The 1,213-nt window shown below is 64.3% G+C and carries 1 protein-coding gene; it reads left to right on the forward strand.

What is annotated here, in order from left to right; all coding sequences use genetic code 11:
* Nucleotides 1-86 precede the first annotated feature (86 nt).
* The gene (locus EJ903_RS26325) at nt 87-1,208 is read left to right on the forward strand and encodes an ISAs1 family transposase (RefSeq protein ID WP_126620817.1); all 1,122 of its coding nucleotides are present in this window, start codon (nt 87-89) and stop codon (nt 1,206-1,208) included.
* The last annotated feature ends 5 nt before the right edge of the window (nt 1,209-1,213 follow it).

Genomic DNA, 1,213 nt, shown 5'->3' on the forward strand with positions numbered 1-1,213 from the left:
CACGGGAATCGCATTTGGAAAAGATGAGTAGCAGCGTTCGTTGAAATGGATTCTGTATGTCGGCCCTTATGGCGGGAGCTGGGTCGATGTCTGGTCTGTTTCGTATTTCCTTTCAGGGGCTTCCCGATCCACGGACGGGCAACGCCCGTCGGCACGACTTTCTGGACGTGCTGACGATCGCCCTGACGGCGTCGATTTGTGGTGCGGAAAGCTGCGTGGACTTCGCGCTGTTCGCCCGCGACCGGCGGGCGTTGTTCGAAGAATTTCTGGAGTTGGCGGGTGGTTTGCCCAGCCACGACACCTTTTCGCGTATCTTCCGCCTGCTGGACCCTTCGGCGTTTGCCCGCTGCTTCGAGCAATTTCTCGGACATCTGGGGGAGGACGGCGCCGGGGTTCTGGCAATCGACGGCAAGACGTTGCGCCGCTCCTTCGACCGGGCCGCCGGTCGCTCGGCGCTGCACGTCGTCACCGCCTTCGCTTCCGGTGCCCGTATGGTGGTGGGGCAGCGGGCGGTGGCGGCGGGCGAGAACGAGATCACCGCAGCGCGGGCGCTGCTGGAACTGTTCGACCTCAAAGGCGTGCTGGTCACTGGCGACGCCTTGCATTGCCAGGGGGAGACCGCCCGCCTCATCCAAAAGCGAGGCGGCGACTGGCTGTTTCCGCTCAAGGACAACCGGCCGACGCTGCGGGCCGAGGTGGAGCGCTACTTCACGGACCCGGCGACGGTGCTGGGTGACGCCCACGTCACCACCGACGCCGATCATGGTCGGGTCGAGGTGCGCCGCCATTGGACAAGCCCGGAGGTCGCGTGGTTGGTTTCCGACCGCCGCTTTCCCGACGAGGCACCCTTGCCGGGCTTGGCGACCTTGGGTCTGATCGAACGCACCGTCACCGGTGCCGATCAACGCACGACCACCACGCGCACCCTGTATCTTTCCTCTGCCCAGCTGGACGCCAAGGCACTGGCCAAGGCTGTCCGCAGCCACTGGACAATCGAGGCCGCCGTCCATTGGGTACTCGACACCAGCTTCGACGAGGATCGCGCACGCAACCGTAAGGACCACGGACCGGAAAATCTCGCTGTCTTGCGCAAGCTTGCTCTCAACGTCGTGCGAGCCGCCAACAACACCGACTCAATCCGAGCCAGGCGAAAGCGGGCAGGTTGGTCCGACGAATACGCCAGAGCCATCCTCGGCCAAATGCGATAGCCCTG

Source organism: Azospirillum griseum (assembly GCF_003966125.1).
In the GTDB taxonomy this organism is placed as follows: Bacteria; Pseudomonadota; Alphaproteobacteria; order Azospirillales; family Azospirillaceae; genus Azospirillum; species Azospirillum griseum.